Source organism: Butyrivibrio sp. NC2002 (assembly GCF_000702265.1).
Taxonomy (GTDB): domain Bacteria; phylum Bacillota; class Clostridia; order Lachnospirales; family Lachnospiraceae; genus Butyrivibrio.
The window spans coordinates 363,461-383,765 of the sequence record NZ_KL370881.1 but is presented as its reverse complement, the minus strand read 5'-3'; the positions used below and the strand labels follow the sequence as shown (position 1 = coordinate 383,765).

Here is a 20,305-nt window from a genome sequence, read left to right as displayed (position 1 = left end):
CCTCGTCTTTTTATTTTTTTGCGCTCATTTCACCAAAGATATTCGCCTTTTCCAAGCACATACAAAAGGGCTTCTATATAGTAATAGTCACCATATATGATAGGGAAATGATGGTCCTTATCATGGTAAGCAGCCGTGCAGTTAATAACAAGATCATCATGTTCAGGATCAAAATCGCATCTTGATTCTGTAAGAGTTTTTAATATTCTGAGCGCTGCTTCACTGTATTTTACAGGAGCGCTTGAAGTAAGCTTATCCAAAAGCTCCTGCTCATTTTCACCTGTTTTTATCTGCTTTTCTTTTAATTTCTTAAGTTCATCTGCAAGATGCAAAAGTCCGCATCCTGCGATCGCTGCTGCAGTTGAATCCTCATAGGCAGGTTCAGCGGGCTGCAAAAAGTCAACCGGTATAAGATTCGTATCCGGAATATGGTCAACAAAGAAATCAGCAACTCTCATCGATGCCTCAAGATACCTTATATCCCCTGTGTGAATATAGCTCATGACAAAGCCGTATATAGCCCAGGTCTGTCCTCTAGTCCAGGCTGTGCCTTCGCCGTAGCCCTGACCGCCATATTCTCTCACAAACTTCTTCTCATTTAAGTCGAACTCAACTATGTGTCTTGCAGAACCATCCTCTCTAATAAATGATTCCATAGCTGTATTTGCATGCTTTACCGCAATATGCTTGAATCTGGGATCATCGAGTTCCTTACTTGCCCAATATAAAAGAGGAAGATTCATCATGCAGTCGATAATCGCCCAGCCTCTGGTATCCCTGTCATCTCCCCAGTCATTCCACGCTCTTATAAACTCACCTTCTATGTTATATCTTCCGGCAAGATTTGCTGCAGCAAGAAGCGCTCTGTTTCTTGATTTCTTATTTCCTGTAAATTTGTAATCCGCAACTGCTGTCAAAAGCCATTTAAATCCGCTGTCATGATCCATTCCGTTGTAATCAAGAAAGTTAGCATCAAGCTTTTCTTCTATTACTTCCGCAGATTCTTTATACTCAGCATCCCCTGTTTCCTTATATAATTGCCAGAGAAGTCCGCCGTAAAAACCGTTCGTCCACCAGCAGATATTGTCCCCCGACTTATCGTCAAAAACATGATCTACTGCAGTATAAGGAATTTTCCCCTTGTTTCTTTCAAGCACCTTTTTCTCTTTTTTTATAACCTTATCAAGAGCTTCTCTTGCCCAGTTAAGTTCACTCATATCTGTTAAAACCTCCTGTAACATATTCTCTAAAAATCAGCAATATATGCGGATTTCAGAAATCTCATTTAAAAAGCCACTATAAATGTACTATAAATAAAAAGCTATTTTCTATGTGTTTTTTACTATTTTAATAGTTTTTTATGAACAACTTTTTGAAAGGACGTCTGTTCATTTCGATCAGGTGATCAAAGAGTGATCGAATTTGGCATTTTCTTTTATCATTTTTGACTTTTTATGACTATTCGCTAATTATTTTGATTATATTTGTGTATTTTTTCACCCTGATATTGCTCGTTTGTGATTGACTTTGATTATTTGTGATGATATTCTTTTCATAGATTGGTAATAAATTGCTAATAAATCCAGACATAATATGCCATTTGAGGGAGATAATCAAATATGCTCACAGAAGAACGCAGGAATGCAATCGTATCTTATATAGAAGAGCACAAAGCTGTAACTGTTCAGGAACTTGTCGATTTTCTTGATACATCAGCTGCTACTATCAGGCGTGATCTGATCGCGCTAAGCGACGAACGAAGGATCATCAAGGTTTTTGGCGGTGCAACTTCACTTAATGCCAAGGATGTAAATACCATTGAGCCTTCCGTTGCAGAGAAAGCGCTTCACAATACAGCAGAAAAAAGTATTATTTCCGAATATGCAGCTTCGCTTATCAATGATAATGATTTTGTTTATATCGATTCAGGAACTACAACACTTCACCTGATCGACCATATAACCAACAAAAAAGCAAAATACATTACTAACGGAATTGTTCATGCCAAGCGAATGCTCGAGAGAGGTCTCTCAACCATGATCATAGGCGGACGAATAAAGCCGGTCACCGAAGCTGTTGTAGGTCCTGAGTGCGTGGAATCACTTAGTAAATTCCATTTCACAAAAGCTTTTATGGGAACAAACGGCATCTCGATCACAGCCGGATTCACTACTCCGGACGTAGATGAAGCACTTGTAAAGGCAGAAGCAATCAAGCATACTTACCTGTCTTATATACTTGCTGACAGCAGTAAATTCGGTGTAGTAAGCAGCGTTACTTTTTCAGACCTTAGAAGCTGCTGCATTATTACCGATAAAAACCCGGACAAAAAATATTCCGACCAGACAATAATCAAAGCTGTTAGCGAAAAATAAAACCGTTCACTTGTCTAAAAGAAGGGAGAACAAAATGATTTACACTGTAACTTTCAATCCGGCAATCGACTACATAGTCCGAATGGACAAGCCCATCGATATCGGAATGACCAATAGATCCGTATCTGAGGATTGTTTCTTCGGAGGAAAAGGAATCAATGTTTCCACGATTTTAAAGAATCTGGGAATTGAAAACACAGCACTTGGTTTTACAGCCGGTTTCACGGGAGATGCAATAGTTGAAAGTGTTCAGAAGAAAGGGATCATCGCTGATTTCATCAAGCTTAAGAAAGGAATTTCCAGAATCAATGTTAAGTTGAAATCTGATGAAGAGACAGAGATAAATGCTCAGGGACCCAAGATAAGCAAAGAAGCCTTTGAAGAGCTGCTTCAAAAGCTCGATAAACTTACAGCCGGTGATGTACTTATCCTTGCAGGAAGTATCCCGAGTACTCTCCCAAGTGATGTATATGAGATCATATTGGACAGACTAAAAGACAAGGATGTGACTTTCGTTGTTGATGCAACCAAGGATCTTCTTAAGAATGTACTTAAGTATCATCCTTTCCTTATAAAACCCAACAACCACGAGCTTGGCGAGATGTTCGATACTGTACTTAAAACAGACGATGAGATTGAAGCTCATGCTAAAAAGCTCCAGGAAATGGGTGCAAGAAATGTTCTTATTTCCATGGCCGGAGACGGTGCAATGCTTGTAACAGAAACTGGCGAGTGTTTCCGCGTAGGCGTTCCCAAGGGAACTGTAAAAAACTCCGTAGGCGCAGGAGATTCAATGGTAGCAGGCTTTGTCGCAGGCTACATGAAGACAAAGGATTATAGAGTTGCCCTCAACATGGGTACCGCTGCAGGAAGCGCTACTGCTTTTTCAGATGACCTCGCGACAGGCGAGCTTATAAACAGTATTTACGAAACACTCAAATAATAACTGTTTCGAAAATATAAAAACTAATGTATTGGGGTTCTGATCCCAAAACAAGTGCTATAAGCACGGAAAGGGAGAAATATGAAAATAACAGATTTACTCAAACCCGAAGGGGTCAACCTGGGAGTAAAGCTTGCTGATCAGAATGCAGCAATCGATCTCATGGTTTCACTTCATGACAAGGTTGGCAACCTTGCAAACAAAGACGAATTCAAAAAGGCAATCGAGGAGAGAGAGAAAAAAGGCTCCACTGCGGTAGGTATGGGGATAGCTGTTCCGCATGCAAAGTCTTCAGCCGTTAAACAGGCCGGCCTCGTTGCAATCACTGTTCCGGATGGTGTAGATTACAAGTCTCTTGATAAGAAGGACAGTAATCTCCTGTTCATGATCGCTGCGCCCGACGGAGCTGCAGACACACACCTTGAAGTTCTTTCAAAGCTCATGACCATGCTTATGGATCAGAGTTTTTGCTCAAAGCTTCTTGCAGCAGGGACACCTGACGAATTCCTTTCACTGATCGATAAACAGGAATCAGAAAGGGATGAAAAAAATAAGGCCAAATCAGAAGGCAAAGCTCCTGCTCCTTCAAAGGATGTATTTAAGATCCTCGCTGTAACAGCTTGTCCTACAGGTATCGCACATACATACATGGCAGCTGAAGCACTTGATAAAACTGCCAAGGACCAGAACTACTCTATCAAGGTTGAAACCGATGGTTCAGGCGGTGCAAAAAATGTTCTTACAAGTTCAGAAATCGCAGAAGCTGATGTGATCATCATTGCAGCTGACAAGAACGTCGAGATGTCACGTTTTGACGGCAAGAAAGTATTAAAAGCTTCTACAGCAGATGCCATCCATCACGCATCTGATCTTATAAGTAAAGCTGTTTCAGGTAATGTTCCTGTTTATCATCATTCAGGAGCCGCTACAGCTACAACAGACCGCTTTGATGATAACGAGAGCCTTGGTCGTAAGTTTTACAAGCATCTGATGAACGGTGTTTCACACATGCTTCCTTTCGTAATCGGTGGTGGTATCATGGTTGCTCTTGCATTCCTTATCGATACACTTGCAGGTTACGGTGCTACAGGTGGCGGAAACTTCGGTAGCATGACACCACTTTCATCCTTCTTTAAATATGTCGGAGGCCTTGCAATGGGACTTATGGTTCCCGTACTTGCAGGTTATATCGCAGAATCAATCGCAGATCGTCCCGGTCTTGCAGTAGGTTTTGCAGGTGGTCTCCTTGCAGCTAACGGTAACGCAGCAATTTCCGGATTCGTATGGGGTGCAGATGAAGCTGCCCTCTCATCACTCTCCGGATTCCAGGGATTCATTGCAAAATTCGCTTTCCAGGGAACAGGTGCTACAGTATCAGGTTTCCTTGGCGGTATCGCAGCAGGTTTCCTTGCAGGTGCTGTTGTTCTCTGGCTTAAGAAGATAACATCAGGATTCCCGAAGTCACTCGAAGGAATCAAGCCTACACTTATATATCCTCTTTGCGGTGTATTTATTATCGGCGTAGCAATGTGCTTTGTACTCAATCCTATCATCGGTGTTATCAACACAGGCCTTTCAGCTATGCTTTCAGCACTCAGTGCAGCCAACATGCTTGCTCTCCTTGGTCTTATCCTCGGAGCTATGATGGCTATCGACATGGGTGGCCCGATCAACAAGGCAGCTTATGTATTCGGTACAGGTATGCTTGGTACAGCAGCTACACTTATGGAAGCAGGTGCTCAGGCTACAGATCCTAACGTACAGGCATGCTACATTGCAATGGCATCTATCATGGTCGGAGGTATGGTTCCTCCTGTAGGAATAGCGATTGCCTGCAAAATATTCCCTAACCGCTTCACAGAAGCTGAAAGAGCTTCATGGCTTTCAAACATCGTAATGGGTAGTTCATTTATCACAGAAGGTGCAATACCTTTTGCAGCAGCAGATCCGCTTCACGTAATCCCCTGCACACTTGTAGGTTCAGGTGTAGCCGGACTCCTCTCTGCATTATTCAAATGTACACTTATGGCACCTCATGGCGGTATTTTCGTATTCGCTACAGTAGGTCATCCGCTTCTCTACATCGTTGCATGGCTCGTTGGTTCAATCATCACAGCAGTTATGCTCGGAATGCTCAAGAAGCCTGTAGAAAAATAATTATTGTTAAAACATATGTTGCCCGCCTGCAAAATGGCGGGCACATAATGGTTTATAAATCGCAATTTGCGGCAAGTATTTAAAAGAAATGAGGTAATAAAATATGGTATCTAAGACAATTACAATTAAGAACGAGCAGGGTATGCACATGAGACCCGCAAGTCTTCTTTCTCAGAAGGCAACTCCTTTTGAGAGCAATGTAAAGATCAATTTCAACGGTAATAGCTATGACTGCAAGAGCGTTATGTTCCTTATGAGCGCATGCATCAAGTGTGGTTCTGAGATTGAACTCGTATGCGAAGGTCCTGATGAAGAGAAAGCACTTGCTGAGCTTTCAGAGTTCATTGAATCAGGTATGGGCGACTGATACGTTACGATTGTATAAGCCACAACAATAATAATTTCACCATTTGCCCAACCTTGGAGGAAAACATATGTATAAAGGAATAGCCGCATCAAGGGGAATCGGCATCGGAAGTATTTGCCGTATCATAGAACATGACCTCTCCTTTGAAGCTAAAAAAATAGATGATCCCGAAGCTGAAAAAGCAAGGTTTCATAAAGCGATCGACGAATTTGTAGAAGAAACAAATGCGATGGCTGAGGATATCAGAAATAGAATAGGTCCCAAGGAAGCAGAAATCCTCATGGGCCATTCTGTTATGATGCAGGATCCTGCCATGTCCGGCGAAATGGATAAGATGATCGATCAGGGTCAATGCGCTGAGGCTGCTCTCACCGCTGTATGCGACATGTTCATCGGTATGTTTTCCAAGATGGATGATGAAATGATGAAGCAGCGCGCCTCTGATATAGCAGATGTCAAAGTAAGCGTATTAAAAAAGCTCCTTGGCATTGAAGACGTAGATATCAGCAAAGTTGCACCCGGTACTGTCCTTGTCTGCAAGGACCTTACTCCCTCAATGACATCTCAGATCATCAAAGAGAATGTTACAGGAATAATCACAGAGATTGGCGGCAAAACTTCGCACTCTGCAATCCTTGCCAGAGCACTTGAAATTCCCGCTGTTCTCTCTGTTTCCGGAATCGTTGATGAGGTAAAAGATAAAGATACTGCCATCATCGACGGAACTGAAGGCGATGTTTATATCAATCCTGATGGAGAAGTTCTCTCAAAGTACATGCTAAAGCGCGAAGAATTCATCCGCAAGCAGGCTGAACTTGATGGATTTATCGGCAAAGAGACATTAACTGCTGACGGCGATAAGAAGGAACTCTTCTGTAATATAGGAACTCCCAAGGATGCCAAAAAAGCAGCTGCCTGTGACGGCGAAGGAATAGGCCTTTTCCGCTCCGAATTCCTCTTTATGGACAACACCCGTCTTCCTTCAGAAGATGAGCAATATGAGGCATATAAAGAGGCTGTGGAGACTATGGAAGGAAAGACCGTCATCATAAGAACTCTTGATATTGGCGGCGACAAGGATATACCTTATCTAGGTCTTGAAAAAGAAGACAACCCCTTCCTTGGATACAGAGCTGTCAGATATTGCCTTGGTAATCCTGACATCTATAAAACACAGCTTAGAGCGATCATCAGAGCCAGCGCTTTTGGTAAAGTAAAGATAATGATCCCTCTTGTTACTACAGTTGACGAAGTAAGGAAAGTCAAAGAACTTGTTTCTGAAATAAAGAAAGATCTGGATAGCGAAGGTATCGGCTATGACAGTGATATCGAAGTTGGATGCATGATAGAGACTGCTTCTGCTTCCCTGATCGCTGATCTTCTTGCAAAAGAAGCAGACTTTTTCTCAATCGGAACCAACGACCTTACACAGTACACAATGAGCGTAGACAGAGGTAATCCGAAAGTAGCCTATCTCTATTCATCATATCAGCCCTCAGTGCTTCGCTCCATCAAGCATATTATTGAGTGCGGAAAAGCCGCAGGAATCCCCGTAGGAATGTGCGGAGAAGCCGCTGCCGATCCTCTTATGATACCGCTTCTTATGTCCTTTGGTCTCGACGAATACAGCGTAAATCCGGTACTCGTACTTACCGCCCGCTGCATCATCTCCAAGTGGACCAAACAAGAGGCTGATGCACTTACCGAAAAAGTCATGAGCCTTGCCACAGAAGAAGAAATAGTAGCTACCTTAAAAGAAGCCGCTAAAGAATAAAAATACAAGGATGTCCTCCGGTCATAGTCCGGAGTGACATCCTTTTTATTTCTATGGTCATTTCTTCATTTTTCAAAAATATCGTTCCACAGAAAGATTCTCAAAAGTATAAAGGCGACAACTGTTGTAACTATATCTGATGCAAACTGAGCAGTTATTACGCCTGTATATCCCATAGTTTTTGACAATATCACTATGACAGGAAGAAATACGATTCCCTGTCTGCAGGCCGAGAGAATAAAGGCTCCTGTAGCTTTTCCTGTTGACTGAAATGTACAGATGATTATAAGGCATACAGCCATAAACGGTGCTCCAAGAAGCTGAAATCTCAGCATTGTTACCCCTGAACTTATCATTTCCGGATCCGTAAGAAATCTTGAAATAATTGCATTTGCAAACAGTGACAGTATTACCAAAAATCCCACACCGGTAAGACCTGTAAGAGCCATTCCGAAGCCGATTATCTTCTTAAATCTGTCTTTTAATCCCGCTCCGTAATTGTATCCAATGAGGGGCTGTCCACCAAAACTAAGACCTATTATCACAAGAAGTGATATATTAACAATCTTTAGTACAATTCCCATGATTGCTATACTCTCATCACCATAAGGCTGAAGGAACCTGTTCGTCACTGTTATGCCTATTGTCTGCATCAGATTAGTGATGCTTGAAGGAAGTCCTATAGACAAAACACCCGCCACAGTAGCTGCATCAAAGCTAAACAGCTTCAGATCAAGTGACAAAACTTTACTTTTTTTACATATACAATAAACATAGAAAGCGCAGGTACTAATGTATCCTATTACTGTCGCAATAGCGGCTCCCGCAGCCCCAAGTCTCAGTCCAAAGATAAATACCGGGTCCAGTATGATATTCACCACAGTACCAAGTACAGAGCCTGTCATGGCCTCCATTGCCATTCCTTCAGATCTGAGTAGATTAGTTGGAACAAGCGAAAAAATAACAAAGGCCGAGCCAAGTATCAGAAAAAAGTAATACTGCGCTGCATATTCATAAGTCTGCTCTGTAGCTCCGAGAATATTTAATATCTGCCTACTGAATAAGAGCATAAATACTGTAAAGATCACACCCACTATAATAGCTGTGTAAAAGCAAAAGGCACTTTTCTTTTTCGCCTCATCCAAATTGTGTGCTCCAAGAAGTCTCGATATTACAGAGCTTCCGCCCAGGCCAAATATGTCTCCTATAGCCAAAAGGAGCGTAAAAAGCGGCGCACAGATAGATATTCCTGCAATAAGATTTGTATTGCCTGTAAGGGCTATAAAATACGTATCAACAAGGTTATAAACCAGTGTTACTATCATACCCATTACAACCGGTAGCGCCATCTTCATATATGCCTTCGGTATTGGTGCTTTTTCAAATAATTCGTTCTCCATTATATAATCCTTCCTATAATTATCTTTTCTAAAAAAGCATGTTGCTTGCAACATGCTCGCGCCGAGCGCGGTTGCATTTATGCAACAATTACCATGTGCGCGAGTGCGCATCCTTAGCGGAGCGTTTTTGTTGAATAGGAATTTCGGAGAAATTACCTATTCAACAAAAAAATCCATAACCCTCTTGGATTATGGATTTCCTTACCGTGGCAGATTGTTTCTGCCCTACTATCAATATTCTTTATATTATGCTAGCATCATCTCTCATTAAAGTCAAATGTACTGGAATAGAATTTTCGCAAAAACCAGTACGTTTTTCCATTCAAATCCGCTCTGTATTCTTACGCTACTATTGCGTTATCATTTATGCTTTCTATAATCTTCCGAATTCCCATCCAGATATTAAGATCTGTAAATATCTCGACCACGCTTCCCTGATCCGTAAACGGAGATTCTTGAAGCACGGACAGATCCTTCATCATACCGTTATGTACGATATACTCAACTATCTGGTTAACAAAGTATATCTGCCTGCTATCAAGGTTGGCGCCATCCAAATACTCTGAAAAAGCAGCCTTGGCTGCATTCATATCAAGTCCAACGATCTCACGCACGAGCTCACCCAAAGGCTTAGAACCGTACTCCTGCTCATATTCTTCCTTTGTGCCAAGCTCAGACCAGAGAACTTTTTCCAATGCTTCAATATCATCGTGGGATAACGGTATGTTGGACTTAAGTTTTTTAATTGCCTCGTTATCCTGATGTTCACGGATGTAGTACTCAGCTTTTGCCTTGTAATTCTTCAGATCATCATTCTCAAGCTCCGACTCATTCCATGAAACATCAAGGATATCATCCTCAAAGTTCGTATCATAACGAAGCTTATTATGAGGAATATACTTCATAAGATTACGAAGTTTTTCTCTGATTTCCTCAAACTCGTTTATGCCGCAGTTATCGATATAATCCGTATGAAGGATCTTATCGATTAGTTCTGCCTGCACCTTTATTTCCGGTATGTTTGCAACGCTGGCAATACCCCTAACACGCTTAAACAAATCACTGCGGGCTTTTCCGTATTTCTTACCAACAAGGTATGCAAGTTCTATACCGTACATAAGGGCGTCAAAGCGAACCGCACTTGCCTCGTCATCGTTCGGAAGAATCAGCGGAGCAAGTTCCTCACGAACGATCAATGTATCTTCATATGTCAACGTCTGATAATTTGCTTCGTTAGAATACAAGTCAACATATTTCAAGTGCTGCCTTACCGCAAAATTTTCACGTGGAAGTTCCTGTACCTTACCGGTCATCATCTCTACAAGCGCATTACGATACGTTATAAACTTATCCACCTGATATTCCAGATCCTGTAGCTTATATGTAATCTCGAACTGCAAGTTAAAGATTGCTCCTTGAAGCGCAATCATATTAGCAGTAGGTTTTCCCTTGCTCATGCGGAAAAACTCAAAGTTACCGCAGAAATCAAAAATGTAAAACTTACTCTTGTCTTCCCCGTCGATAAGTCCCGGACAAAGCCTGGTTCCACGTCCGATCATCTGCCAAAACTTAGCATAGCTCATCACCTTTTTGAAGAACACAAGGTTCAATACCTCCGGTACATCGATACCGGTATCCATCATATCGACAGATATTGCTATCTGAGGCAACTTATTAGGTTCAGAAAACTCATCAATAAGAGTCTGGGCATAGTTGATCCTATTGTCGATTACCTGAGCAAATCCATTCAAATGCGGGTAATCCTTATTAAAGATTTCAAGAATCTTCTCCGCATGATCATGGTTCTTTGCAAAAATGATAGTCTTACCAAGCTTCTGGCCATAATCTATCTTGATACCCTCTGTCATAACAGTGTGCAGTACCTGACGGATGGTATCTTCATTGAATATCCATGAATTGAGCGCAGATGAACTGATAGCCTCTGGAACATCTCCATCCTCCATCTCAAATGTGCTCTCATAAATAGCTTTATCTTCATCGGAAAGGTCAGCATAAACGATTCCCTGTTCTATAAACTTAAGCTTAGTTTCTACAGACAAAAAATCAACAAGATATCCGTCGGTTACAGCCTGACCGAGCTCATAACCGTATGTAGGAACTCCGGGCTCCAATTCGAATATTTCATAAGTATTCTTATCGATATCATCCTTAGGTGTAGCCGTAAGACCTACAAGCGGTGCATCGAAATAAGTAAAGATATCTCTGTATTTGTTATAAATGGACCTGTGCGCCTCATCGCATATGACAAGGTCAAAATGTCCGCTAGTAAACAACTTCTGGTCTTCAACCTTTACCGAATCAATGCAGTTCATCATTGTCTGATAGGTTGAAAAAACGCAATGTGCATTATAGTTATCCTTCTCTTCGCAAAGGTTTGTCACCGAAAGGGAGGAATAGTTGTTTACAAACGCTCTCTTTGCCTGAGTTACAAGAGATGTTCTGTCAGCAAGAAAAAGGATATTCTTAATCCATCCTGCATCAAGAAGTACATGGCACAGTTCGATTACAGTTCTTGTCTTACCGGAACCTGTCGCCATGACAAGAAGGGCTTTTCGACGATTCTTCTTATCAAAGCTGTCACATACAGCTTTAATTGCAGCTTCCTGATAATAACGACCGGCAATCTTCTTATCTACATTTATATGATCAAGGGATGTACGCATCCTTCTGAGATTGAACATCTTTTCAAGGTCTGCCTTAGAATAAATGCAGGCAACCTTTCTCTCAGGATACTGTCCATCTATAATTCTTGTTTCAAAACCATTGGTCAGAAAAATACACGGTCTTCTCTTATACTGTTTTTCCAAAAGATCCGCATAAAGTTTTGCCTGCTGTCTTCCTTTTGACACATCAACACAGGTTCTCTTTGCTTCAATAACGGCAAGTGGCTTATGTGAATTATCATAAAGAACATAGTCCGCATAGCCAACTTCTGATTTATTAGGCATTCCCGGAAGTTCTACTTCATTGATCCAGTCAGAGCCTTCCTTCCACCCGGCATCCATGAGCATAGCATCAATATAAATCTTTCGTGTTTTATACTCCGAAAGATCCAGTGGCTTCGGAACATAGGTCTCCGCCTGCTCTTCTCGACGGGATGTCAGTTCTTTCTTCAGTGCAGAGTTCTCTGCAATCAGCTTTTCTATATCAACATCAGGGAAATCCTTTTTAACCAGTTCGTTTTCGTCCTTTTTGAGCAAAGACTTGTCAAAACTATGCTCTTCGTATTCATCAGCATAGCAGTAGCAGACGAAATCAAAGAAAATCTGGAGGTTCTCTAGGCAAAGTATCGCCTGATCTTCTGTAATCTTCTTGCCGGAGTGAGCCGCATTATTACCCATCTTACGGATGAAATCCATACGCTTCATAAGGTCTTCATCGATGATATCTCTGAATTCCTCTGTGCTCATAAGACTTATCAGATTATCCTGATACGGCATAGATAGGGAAGCATCAACCGAATACATCCACTTTATGGCAAACTCCATCGCCCTGCGGCAGTTAATGATGCAGGAGGTAGGATCTATATATAATATTTTTTCAGCCGCTATTGCCACATCGGAAAATGTGTTGAACTTCGGCTCTTTTTTCAAATAATCGAAATTGGTCATGTAACTACCTCCTATTCAAAGGGATATTCTAATAATTGAAACCATTGTTCCCATAGGAATAATATAAGTCTTTATATATTTTACTGGACATCATATCAATACTGTCCCGTAATACCCAATGCTTACCATCGTTTTCAAATATAAGAAGCTTGTTTTCATAAATCGTACAAATATATGTTTCAAAGCCCGGAACATTACGCTCACGATAAAGCCTAATTTGGTTTAAATCTTCATTAAACGCATCCTCTATACTTTTACATCCATCCTTAAATGTATGCGGTTCTGAAAAAGACATAGTATACGGGTAAAACAAAAGCAAATTCTTCTTTGTTTTAATGTTCTTAAGTATCACATAAACATTCTTTTCAACATTATCTTTACTATCGGCAGAAATCTTTTCCAATCCTTCTAACGAATACTCCCGTAATGCCGCTGCAGTACGTATATATGTAAACTTTTCTCCTTCAGGCAATCTTCCAATCCCAAAGGCAATACATCCATCTGCCATTTTAGTAATGCTTCCGCTCGTTTCTCTTTTAGCCTGAAGAGAAGACTTGGTCGCAAGTAACTTATAATCTATTGAATAACTTGATGTGGTTGCATCACATTCCCCATGATCTTGTTTTTCATTCCAACATAGTTTTTCTCCACCTGTTTTATCCATGAAAAAATCAGAACAATTAAGCAGCTCCGTCATGTATCGCTAATAGTTACATTTTGGCTCATCGTTTACAAACCCATGAATAATCAACGGTGAATCTAACATTTTTTCCTTAAGAGTTTTATCTATCAACAATTCACCTCGTAAAACCTAAACTTCATACGTTATCACTCTTTTTTGAATTACAGGTTGGACACAGCACTTGTCCGTTCTCTATCTCTGTCTTACCGCCCTTACTCCAAGGAACAATATGATCCGCTTCCCAATCATTCCATTCACAAGCCTTACCACAGATTTGGCATATTCCCCTATCCTTGCGATATATAACCTGTCTCTGAGATTCATCAAAGTTCCTTTTTGAATCCTTCAACGGGAGGTTATGCACCTTGGTAAGTAAGCTTTCCTTCAAAAGATCATGTCTGAATTTAAGGGAATCAACTGTATCCGTAGAATGGGATACCTTTTCGTGATACAAAACCAATATGGGATCCTGTTCTTCCGGTACTTTTTCCTCTTCAAGGATTCTATCCGTTTCAAATTGTATAAACCAATCCGCAATATCCTTTTCACGGTCTCTGATGTCGTAATTTGGCATCATATCCATGATCAGAGCAAACAATGAAATAACATTGTATCGTTTTAACTCCGGACACTTTGATGGAAACATTGTATTCATATAATCCAATATCTTAAAAACAGTCTTAGCCTCAGCAGAATTATCATTAAAGTCGCGGTTATCCTCATACATGGCATTAAGATCTTTGTCTTTAATATTGCAAATCTTTTTCTTAATGCAGAAAAGAGTTACCTGGGCCGCTATAAGATCATATGTAAAACGACTATTATTAAATGACACTTTCTGGAAGAATTCATGCGCAGAAACTTTCTTAATGAAGTCGCGCATCTGCCCCGGCATTGCATTACGCTTTTCCTGAGCCTTAAGTGAAGTGCCATTCTGGAGACGTAAAAACATCTCTCGGATTTCGTCCTCATCTTCATTATCAAGGATTACAAAATCAAGATTATAGCTATCTATGATGGTCGCGATATCCATATGAAGCTCACTATATTTCTTGTTCGCCACAACGATACCATTTACAGGCTCCGCATCCTTCGGAAGTGCAAACTCATCGTCATAGAATGACCAGATAGTTCTGATTCTCTGCTGACCGTCAATAACATCAAACGTATCATCCGATGTTTTGTGAAGATAAATCTTTGGAATATCAAAGTCACGCAGAATAGAATCTATAAGCATCTGTTTCTGAGCTTTCGTCCATACCGATGGCCTTTGATAATCTGGATTTGTATTAATCTTGCTTCTTTTCTTTGATAATGTAAATAATGGCCAAGTTGCTTTTGTAAGCATGATTTTATTCCCTCCAATATTACAATGATCTCTATTTAAACAATTCAGGCTCTTCGTTATATAAATCTAACAACCACGGTTGCGGGACATATGTCAAAATCATTTCATTGTTCCAGCCTAGCGTAAATGCTTGTTCAGGCATATGTAAAAACAGGTTGTTCACCAAATAAATTGTATCTCCGGAATTCTTATCCAAGCTAATTGTCTTATCTTCACTCCTTAAAAGTTGCACAATGATTGCTTTCTGCCTTAGGTTCAATGTCTGAAGCTTTTTCTTTAGGTTTACTCTGATTCGCTTATTTCTTCGTTTTTCTGTAATGTGTGAAATCACAGAAAAAACTATCATCGTTGAAATGAGAGCCACACTCAGCAGAAACACTATGCCAATAATCCGATTCCACAAAACCGGCAGTTCATCAAGACTCATTTTCTTCAGAATACTCTCAGGCAGAAACAGTAGTAAGCCTGACAGAATTGCGACAGCAACTAGTGCCGGCGTTATCTTTTTGAAATTATCAAATGTTTTTTCAGTTATGCTATCAACTTATACGCTCATCTACCGTTTACCTTTCTTTATTCCCTGTGAAATCTGTTGCCTTATTTCCGGCATCTTCATTGCTTCTGTCAGCAAAGACGAACTAAGATTAGCTTCAAAATCTTTTGCTTGAAGTTCTAACTGATGCGCATGCTCCAGATTTAACTTTTCGAGTTCCATCTGATGCTTCCGTTCTAATGCCTCTAAGTCAACTTCATGCTGCTTTACAATAACCTTTATATCATTCTTTGCTTGTTTTCTGGCTATCGCATAACTTGATATCCCTGATATCAAAGCACATAACACAGACACAATGTATGGTAAATAATCCTGCATAACAACTCCTACCCAAAGTATTCATGCATCAGACTATCGAAAAGAGTCTGGGTTTCATCCAACGCCTTCTGTACGGCAACTTTTGATTTGTCGACTTGTTTAACAAAGTCCGCAAATTGTACTTGCTCACTTATTGGAACCATTGGAACAGGTAATTCCTTCAACTTATTAAGAGGCAGTTGTTTTAATGTCGATTGGTTCGTTGAGCCAAACATAAACCGTTGTGCCTCTTCTGTAGTTAAATAATGACTTATGAATAGTCTGTCAGCCTTATTCTTATCAATTCTTATAACCGCTAAGTTTCTTGTAACATTCATCCCCTTGCATCTTTCATCGCTAAGCATAACCTGCCCGGGTTGACCAATAACTTGTACTAAAATTTCATCTCCCAATAATCTTGTTTTTTTATACTTACACTCTATATCTAATGCAACTCTATAAACATTATCCAAATTCAATCTTCCATTTTTGAAATCAGATGGTCTTACCATCGGGATTCCATCATCAACATTATCACCTGGAACTACTATTCCATATGATAAACCCGCTCCCTCTTGAATCAAATCAATAAGTTGCTTTCTCTCAAATTCTTGACCACCAAACATCTCGACAAATCGGGCTTTGATAAGCAGGTCAAGCAAGTCTAATTCACACTGCCTGTTATCTATTGCTTCCCTTACCTTGGCAAGCTTTTCAACAACAGCTTTCTGTATTTGCATATCCGGAAGTTCTATTTGGTACTCTCTCACACTTGCTGCTGAAAGATTAGGCTGTGAACTACCATTATTCGCCTTGATTAACTGCTCTTTTATCGACGGTGAATCTAACGAAAACATCAGGTAGTCACCATCAATTCGTTTATAATCGGGTCTTATTATTACGAGTGAGGACGCAATTGCTCCTTCAACATCATCATTAACAATAGCTTTTTTGCCCAGTGACCCTCTGAGACAGTAAAGTACATCCCCCTTAATAAACTTCCCCGAACTTAGACAATCATATTTTTCTTGAGAAATATAGTTCATTTCCTCAAAATCTATACTTCGTCCATTTAAATGCCCCGCATTCACAAATGGTATGTCCCCTTCATCAGTTATATCCGCTTGTGATGGGTAATTCTTTCCTCGATCTCCATTAATAAGTGTCGCTATATCTCCAAGTCTAACTTTATCCATCTATCATCCCTACAAATCTCAATTTATTCTTGTCCCGAAGGACACTACAGTTACACAGTAAGAAGTTTTTCTAGCTCATCCATCTCCTGACTGATCTGCTTCTCTATTTCTCTAATATTTGCCATAATCTCTGATGTAGGCGGATACTCTACTGCAACGTATTCAACCTCTTTGTACTTATTGATGGAGAGATCATAGTCGTTATCCGCAATCTCCTTCTTGGAAACCATAAAGGACTTGTCCGTACGTTTTCTGTCCTTTTCAGCCTCAAGATTCTTGAATCGGCTAATGATATCAGGGATGTCGTTATCCTTAATCTCAGTACGCTTATCATCAAGACTGAAGCCGTCAGCGGTCATTTCATAGAACCACACATCATCTGTTCCGCCATGACCGGTCTTGGTAAAGATTAGTATTGCAGTAGATACTCCGGCGTAAGGTTTGAACACACCTGAAGGCATGGAGATTACTGCTTCAAGGCGCTGATTTTCTACGATTTCCTTTCTGATTGCCTTGTGAGCGTTGGAAGAACCAAATAGTACTCCGTCAGGAACGATGCAAGCACATCTTCCGCCAATCTTAAGCATTCTTACAAACAACGCCAGAAATAAAAGCTCTGTCTTCTTGGTCTTACATACCTTCTGAAGATCTGTTGATACGGTATCTGCATCAAGATTGCCCTTAAATGGCGGATTCGCCAAAATAAGGGAATACATATCCTTATCAGGGTTCTGGTCTGACAGGCTGTCACGGTACTCGATAAACGGATTCTCAACACCATGGGTCATCATATTCATGGCGCCAATGCGGAGCATGGTTCTGTCCATGTCATATCCGTGGAACATGTCATTCATAAAGTGATTTCTGTTATGCTTATCAAGAAGGACCTCCTTCTTATATTTTTCTCTTATGTAATCTCCGCTGGTAACAAGGAATCCGGAAGTTCCGCAAGCCGGGTCGCAGATAAAGTCTGTCGGCTTCGGATCCATCATCTCTACCATCATACGGATGATGTGTCTCGGCGTTCTAAACTGACCATTCACACCGGACTGAGCAATCTTAGAAAGAAGGTACTCATATACATCACCACGGATATCAGTCTGGTGTAGTTCTTCCATCATGGAATAAATTTCATCCATAGCGTCAACAATCTTGGAGAGCATCAAAGGAGTATTTACCTTAAAGATTGCGTCATCCATGTATTTGCTATAGGCAGAGTTCTTGTCTCCATGAAGATTCTTTATAAAAGGGAATACCCATTCCTGGACAACCGAATACATTCTCTGTGCAGGGAAGTCGTGGAAGGTAGACCACTTAAGCTGATTACCATCAACCTTTCGGTCACCGATCTCAACCTCATCAGCAAAGATGCTCTTGTAAGGAAGTCCAAGCATGGCTGCTTCCTTAGCGCGGAGGTTGTCAGTATCATCCAGATCCTTTATAAACATGAGGTATGTCATCTGCTCAACAACATCGAGCGGATTTGTAATCCCGCCGTTCCAGAAAATCTCCCACAAACTATCAATCTTATTACCAAGTTCTCCGGTCATTATCGTTCTCCTTTATTCCTTATCTCTGTTCCAAACGTATTTTGTATATCTGCCGCCACCAATTTTTATTATGCTTTCCGATGACAGAAGTTCTGACAGAGCCCTCTCAACAGTTATGCGGCTTATGTCAGGGCATTTCTCCATAATCTGCGACTTCGTGATCTCGCCATAGGTGTTCTTAATCAGTTCAGCCACACGCTCAGGCTTTGAAAGGCCACTGGTAACTAAAGTCTCTACCCTGTCAGAAAAATCTCTGTATGCTGCAACTACAACACCAAGCATATACTGCACAAATGGAACATAATTATTTTCTTCCTCATGCCAGTTAAGGGAACTTTCCTGCAGGCACTCATAATATGATGTCTTAGTCTTTTCTATCAGATGTTCAATACTGATATACTTTCCTACAATGTATCCGGCTCTGTACAGCATTAGCAATGTAAGCAGTCTGCTCATTCTTCCGTTGCCGTCATTAAACGGATGGATGCATAAAAAATCCAGTATAAACATTGGTATCAGAAGAAGCGGATCTATTGTTCCGGTTCCGAGAGCTTTGTCAAATTCATTACAAAGATTCTCGATTGCCTCGGGTGTTTCCCATGCAGGAACCGGTCTGAATCTTACAAATTTGTTGCCCTGTTCATCCTCTTCCTCAATGATGTTATCCGCTGCTTTATACTTTCCACCGATATCATAACCTTCAAACTTATATAAATCTCTGTGAAGCTGAAGGATCATATTCGGTCTTATCGAGATGTAATCATGACTCTCATGGATAGTATTAAGTACATCCCTGTATCCGGCAATCTCTCGCTCGTTTCTCGTCTTAGGCGTAGTCTTATCTTTAACTAGTGCTTTCAGTCTCGCATCGGAAGTATAGATACCTTCAATCTTGTTGGATGCTTCGGTACTCTGAATCTTCGCAATCTCAACAAGTTGCGTCAGCGTATATGCCTTCGCTTCTATAAAAAGTGACTGCTCACCTTTATACTCATGGATCTGCGTAAGCAATGCCACGATTTCCGGTGTCAGCAGTTTTTCCCATTTTTTACTGTAATCAAAATTTCTCATATCAATATCCTCATTCAAACATCAATTCACTCATGAGTGGATAAAATGATGCACTTAAATAATACCACTCAATATACTCATTATCAACGTTAATTACATCAAATTAAAAGCAATGATGCAATTAGATATCCAATGATGTAATTAAATCAAATGTTTTTTATACAGCTATCACCATATCTATAGAAGATTTATTACAAATTGCCCAATTTAGATAATTATTACTGCCTGTCAGCAATGCGAAATTTATATAATAATTATTTTCAGTTAATCTATATTTTAATAGCTGCTGATAAAATAATATTGTTAACACATTCATAGCAATGCTTGCTATTTCTTAAATACACTGATCCTCCTATTTGTACAATTATCGCTATAATTAGTGCCTTAACATATTTTGTCTCACCAATTGATATTGTTCCAGATAACATACCCATGCTGGGATATTTTAATAATGCCGCTGTTGTAACTGCTTGTTGGAAATTAGTTGAAGATGATGTAAAAGAATATGAGGACTGGCGCATAGCCAATAATAAAGTTATCGAATGATATTATAACTCTCTATCTCATAAAAAAAGACTGCGATCAACTCGCAGTCTTTTTACAATTACTATTCATTTTATAATCACTAACGCATTACGCATTCTGTATATTCTGCAGCATCTCGATTGCTGTTTTTCCTTCTGCTACAGTTATTGTCATTGTAGGGGCGTTGTATTTGCCAAGAAGCTTGTAACGCATCTCTTCCGGATGGTTATACAGCTGATCCATAATGCGATCAAATGCAATCTTCCATTCCATAGTATTCATCTCCTCTTTTAATGCAGGTCCCCACCTGCTACAACCAACGCTCTCCCCCCTTAGGCGTTATATTTTTTGATGCAAGCAATATCATAAGGCATATTGGGCTTGCGCACAAGAGATAAATACTTAAGATTTTGTGAAAAAAGTATTACTATTTTA

General features: G+C 40.3%; 17 protein-coding genes. 6 read left to right on the top strand and 11 right to left on the bottom strand.

What is annotated here, in order from left to right; genetic code table 11:
* Positions 1-29 precede the first annotated feature (29 nt).
* Entirely contained in the window at positions 30-1,217 is a 1,188-nt protein-coding gene (locus tag T543_RS12660) for a glycoside hydrolase family 88 protein (RefSeq protein WP_035769026.1), read from the bottom strand.
* Positions 1,218-1,619: 402 nt separating this feature from the next.
* Here T543_RS12660 and T543_RS12655 point away from each other — a divergent pair, with 402 nt between their 5' ends.
* From T543_RS12655 to ptsP, 5 genes are all read left to right on the top strand, one after another.
* Positions 1,620-2,375: a DeoR/GlpR family DNA-binding transcription regulator gene (locus tag T543_RS12655; RefSeq protein ID WP_035769024.1), complete on the top strand. Its 756-nt coding sequence runs from the start codon at positions 1,620-1,622 to the stop codon at positions 2,373-2,375.
* 34 nt (positions 2,376-2,409) lie between these two features.
* Complete coding sequence (gene pfkB / locus T543_RS12650) at positions 2,410-3,318, top strand: 1-phosphofructokinase (RefSeq protein WP_035769023.1); 909 nt, start codon at positions 2,410-2,412, stop codon at positions 3,316-3,318.
* A gap of 81 nt (positions 3,319-3,399) precedes the next feature.
* Complete coding sequence (locus T543_RS12645) at positions 3,400-5,475, top strand: PTS fructose transporter subunit IIABC (RefSeq protein WP_035769021.1); 2,076 nt, start codon at positions 3,400-3,402, stop codon at positions 5,473-5,475.
* A 103-nt stretch (positions 5,476-5,578) separates the two neighbouring features.
* Positions 5,579-5,842, top strand: coding sequence for an HPr family phosphocarrier protein (locus tag T543_RS12640; RefSeq protein ID WP_035769018.1), 264 nt, complete (start codon positions 5,579-5,581; stop codon positions 5,840-5,842).
* Between the two features lie 67 nt (positions 5,843-5,909).
* Positions 5,910-7,616, top strand: coding sequence for a phosphoenolpyruvate--protein phosphotransferase (gene ptsP, locus T543_RS12635; protein WP_035769016.1), 1,707 nt, complete (start codon positions 5,910-5,912; stop codon positions 7,614-7,616).
* A gap of 65 nt (positions 7,617-7,681) precedes the next feature.
* On the opposite strand, the gene T543_RS12630 is transcribed toward ptsP, so the two are convergent.
* From T543_RS12630 to T543_RS12585, 9 genes are all read right to left on the bottom strand, one after another.
* Positions 7,682-9,016 carry an MATE family efflux transporter gene (locus T543_RS12630; protein WP_035769014.1) on the bottom strand — a complete coding sequence of 445 codons (1,335 nt, stop codon included), beginning with the start codon at positions 9,014-9,016 and terminating at the stop codon, positions 7,682-7,684.
* A 341-nt stretch (positions 9,017-9,357) separates the two neighbouring features.
* Positions 9,358-12,648: a DEAD/DEAH box helicase family protein gene (locus T543_RS12625; protein WP_035769013.1), complete on the bottom strand. Its 3,291-nt coding sequence runs from the start codon at positions 12,646-12,648 to the stop codon at positions 9,358-9,360.
* A gap of 28 nt (positions 12,649-12,676) precedes the next feature.
* Complete coding sequence (locus T543_RS12620) at positions 12,677-13,312, bottom strand: hypothetical protein (RefSeq protein ID WP_035769011.1); 636 nt, start codon at positions 13,310-13,312, stop codon at positions 12,677-12,679.
* A 154-nt stretch (positions 13,313-13,466) separates the two neighbouring features.
* On the bottom strand, positions 13,467-14,678 hold the full coding sequence (locus T543_RS15420) for an HNH endonuclease family protein (protein ID WP_051638769.1): 1,212 nt from the start codon (positions 14,676-14,678) through the stop codon (positions 13,467-13,469).
* 31 nt (positions 14,679-14,709) lie between these two features.
* Positions 14,710-15,153, bottom strand: a complete 444-nt coding sequence (locus tag T543_RS12605) for a super-infection exclusion protein B (protein WP_255347226.1) — start codon at positions 15,151-15,153, stop codon at positions 14,710-14,712.
* Positions 15,154-15,234: 81 nt separating this feature from the next.
* A complete protein-coding gene (locus tag T543_RS12600; RefSeq protein WP_035769007.1) occupies positions 15,235-15,549 on the bottom strand; it encodes a hypothetical protein in 315 nt (104 codons plus the stop codon).
* A gap of 8 nt (positions 15,550-15,557) precedes the next feature.
* Positions 15,558-16,724 carry a restriction endonuclease subunit S gene (locus T543_RS12595; protein WP_035769005.1) on the bottom strand — a complete coding sequence of 389 codons (1,167 nt, stop codon included), beginning with the start codon at positions 16,722-16,724 and terminating at the stop codon, positions 15,558-15,560.
* Between the two features lie 50 nt (positions 16,725-16,774).
* The gene (locus T543_RS12590) at positions 16,775-18,274 is read right to left on the bottom strand and encodes a class I SAM-dependent DNA methyltransferase (protein ID WP_330370001.1); all 1,500 of its coding nucleotides are present in this window, start codon (positions 18,272-18,274) and stop codon (positions 16,775-16,777) included.
* Positions 18,275-18,286: 12 nt separating this feature from the next.
* Positions 18,287-19,345 carry a Fic family protein gene (locus tag T543_RS12585; protein ID WP_035769002.1) on the bottom strand — a complete coding sequence of 353 codons (1,059 nt, stop codon included), beginning with the start codon at positions 19,343-19,345 and terminating at the stop codon, positions 18,287-18,289.
* Positions 19,346-19,669: 324 nt separating this feature from the next.
* Here T543_RS12585 and T543_RS16680 point away from each other — a divergent pair, with 324 nt between their 5' ends.
* Positions 19,670-19,891: a YkvA family protein gene (locus T543_RS16680; protein ID WP_081830069.1), complete on the top strand. Its 222-nt coding sequence runs from the start codon at positions 19,670-19,672 to the stop codon at positions 19,889-19,891.
* Between the two features lie 87 nt (positions 19,892-19,978).
* On the opposite strand, the gene T543_RS15925 is transcribed toward T543_RS16680, so the two are convergent.
* Positions 19,979-20,143 carry a hypothetical protein gene (locus T543_RS15925; protein WP_155843273.1) on the bottom strand — a complete coding sequence of 55 codons (165 nt, stop codon included), beginning with the start codon at positions 20,141-20,143 and terminating at the stop codon, positions 19,979-19,981.
* Between the last annotated feature and the right edge of the window lie 162 nt (positions 20,144-20,305).

Excerpts from the sequence above, each read along its gene's own strand:
- T543_RS12660 (WP_035769026.1), bottom strand. The coding sequence starts at position 1,217 with ATGAGTGAACTTAACTGGGCAAGAGAAGCTCTTGATAAGGTTATAAAA.
- T543_RS12655 (WP_035769024.1), top strand. The coding sequence starts at position 1,620 with ATGCTCACAGAAGAACGCAGGAATGCAATCGTATCTTATATAGAAGAG.
- pfkB (WP_035769023.1), top strand. The coding sequence starts at position 2,410 with ATGATTTACACTGTAACTTTCAATCCGGCAATCGACTACATAGTCCGA.
- T543_RS12645 (WP_035769021.1), top strand. The coding sequence starts at position 3,400 with ATGAAAATAACAGATTTACTCAAACCCGAAGGGGTCAACCTGGGAGTA.
- T543_RS12640 (WP_035769018.1), top strand. The coding sequence starts at position 5,579 with ATGGTATCTAAGACAATTACAATTAAGAACGAGCAGGGTATGCACATG.
- ptsP (WP_035769016.1), top strand. The coding sequence starts at position 5,910 with ATGTATAAAGGAATAGCCGCATCAAGGGGAATCGGCATCGGAAGTATT.
- T543_RS12630 (WP_035769014.1), bottom strand. The coding sequence starts at position 9,016 with ATGGAGAACGAATTATTTGAAAAAGCACCAATACCGAAGGCATATATG.
- T543_RS12625 (WP_035769013.1), bottom strand. The coding sequence starts at position 12,648 with ATGACCAATTTCGATTATTTGAAAAAAGAGCCGAAGTTCAACACATTT.
- T543_RS12620 (WP_035769011.1), bottom strand. The coding sequence starts at position 13,312 with ATGGATAAAACAGGTGGAGAAAAACTATGTTGGAATGAAAAACAAGAT.
- T543_RS15420 (WP_051638769.1), bottom strand. The coding sequence starts at position 14,678 with ATGCTTACAAAAGCAACTTGGCCATTATTTACATTATCAAAGAAAAGA.
- T543_RS12600 (WP_035769007.1), bottom strand. The coding sequence starts at position 15,549 with ATGCAGGATTATTTACCATACATTGTGTCTGTGTTATGTGCTTTGATA.
- T543_RS12595 (WP_035769005.1), bottom strand. The coding sequence starts at position 16,724 with ATGGATAAAGTTAGACTTGGAGATATAGCGACACTTATTAATGGAGAT.
- T543_RS12590 (WP_330370001.1), bottom strand. The coding sequence starts at position 18,274 with ATGACCGGAGAACTTGGTAATAAGATTGATAGTTTGTGGGAGATTTTC.
- T543_RS12585 (WP_035769002.1), bottom strand. The coding sequence starts at position 19,345 with ATGAGAAATTTTGATTACAGTAAAAAATGGGAAAAACTGCTGACACCG.
- T543_RS15925 (WP_155843273.1), bottom strand. The coding sequence starts at position 20,143 with ATGGAATGGAAGATTGCATTTGATCGCATTATGGATCAGCTGTATAAC.